Annotated in this window: 2 protein-coding genes (1 of these 2 running past the window's edge); both read right to left on the minus strand. The window is 25.2% G+C overall.

Annotation, left to right across the window (positions count from 1 at the left end):
• Positions 1 to 62: 62 nt before the first annotated feature.
• The gene (locus DIU01_RS05850) at positions 63 to 1,694 is read right to left on the minus strand and encodes a hypothetical protein (protein WP_290832417.1); all 1,632 of its coding nucleotides are present in this window, start codon (positions 1,692 to 1,694) and stop codon (positions 63 to 65) included.
• A gap of 2 nt (positions 1,695 to 1,696) precedes the next feature.
• On the minus strand, positions 1,697 to 1,718 hold the end of the coding sequence (locus DIU01_RS05855; protein ID WP_290832419.1) for an enoyl-CoA hydratase-related protein. The gene runs 740 nt beyond the window's last position; 22 of the gene's 762 nt are visible here — the last part of the coding sequence; its start codon lies beyond the right edge, outside the window; its stop codon occupies positions 1,697 to 1,699.

Consider the following 1,718-nt stretch of genomic DNA (forward strand, 5'->3'; position numbering starts at 1 on the left):
AAAAAATATAATAATATGATATTACAATATTAAAAAAAATATAATAATATGATATTTAAAGTTTACAAAGTAACTTTTAAAAGTTGTTTTTTCTTTCCTTTTCGTCCCATGAAATAACAGGAGTTATCAATTAATATACCTTTAGAAACTGAAAAAGGTACCTCAATTTGATCTTCATTCAATAGTAACTGATAGGTAAAATTACCGCTAGAATCTATGGTTAATAAATATAGATTTGCTTTATTGGGGTTAACATCTTTAAATTCTACTCGTTCATTTTTTAATTCTTTTATCTTTTCAGAAGCATTTATAAAAACATAACTAGATCCATTTTTAATTGTCGAAAAATAGGAGATATACGAATCATCTGAATATGTGTAAGATTGCTTTTTATTAATATTTCTTGACCAAATCAAGTCGCCATCAGTATTTAATTTTACACTAACAATATCATTAAAAACATAAGTTACAGCACCATTTGAGTTTGGTGAATTATTGGTATATTCATATTCTTCTTCAGCGTTTAAAATAATAGCATCATTTTCAAATAAAATGGTTTTAATCTTTAAATCTTTGATGTCTTTATCGGTTTCTTTTCCGAATTTGTCTTGTATAAATTGATTCGTAAACTTGCTAAACTTTACTTTTTCTGATTCTAAATTGGCTTTATTAAATTTAAAAAAACATAAACCATCATTGTCTTCATATGATTTTTCAGAATAAAATCCGATGCAATAAATCGAATTATTATAAAAGTTGAGTTTAAGGGATTTTATAAATTTATCCTCAATTTCAATGGTTTTTATTTTTGTTTCAGAAGCTGATATTTGAGATAGTTCAAATGAATATTTTAACTTTTTGACCTTGTTATTATAGTTTTTGGCCAAGATATAAACACTTTTTCCATCTTCAGAAACTTGAAAATTTTGAAGTATATAATTTTTTTCCTTTGACTGAATTAACTCTTCTTTAAAAAAGAGTTGTTCCGATTCTGCATTAAATAGATATAATAAAAAACCTTCTTGCTCTGCATTTTTATAATCTAAAATAATGGAGTATGAAGTTCTATTTTCGTTAATGACAATACTTATGTCGCTGCTGTAAACTCGAGGTTTAGTTGAATTACCAAAAAGCGAAAAGCTTAAAAACCTGTCGGTTGATGTATTGAAATTTCCAGAATTTACATCGGGTAAATTTTTATTACCTGCTTCAAAGAACTTTTGTTGCAAATTAAAACTTCCCAGTTCTTTCATCTTTTCTTTAGTGATTCTAAAGAGCTCTTTTGTGGTTAAATTAAAATTATCATCAACGATATTGTTTCTACAGATGTATGTTTTTTCTTTTAAATCAAAATAAATTTCGATGATGTTTACTTTTTTGTTTGCATAAAAAACACCTAGAACCAAATTGTTTTTTTCAGATAAAGGATGTTTCATCTTTAATTCAAACTCTTTAACGAGTTTTAAATTTGCATCATATTTTTCTATATAAAAACCGTTCAATGGTGATATTGCACTTGCTTTATAAGATCGAACTAAAATAATTTCATTCTCTTGTGTTTTTTCTCCTAATACAAGAATAGATTTTTTAAAGTCATCTTCAAAAAGAGTGCTTTTGTGAGTTTTTATTGGAACATTTTGCGCGAATAGTGAAAATGACAATAATCCGAAAAAAATAACAAAAAAGTTTTTCATCTTTAATGATTATTTATAATTACT

The sequence above is a fragment of the Flavobacterium sp. genome (assembly GCF_003525665.1).
GTDB lineage: Bacteria > Bacteroidota > Bacteroidia > Flavobacteriales > Flavobacteriaceae > Flavobacterium.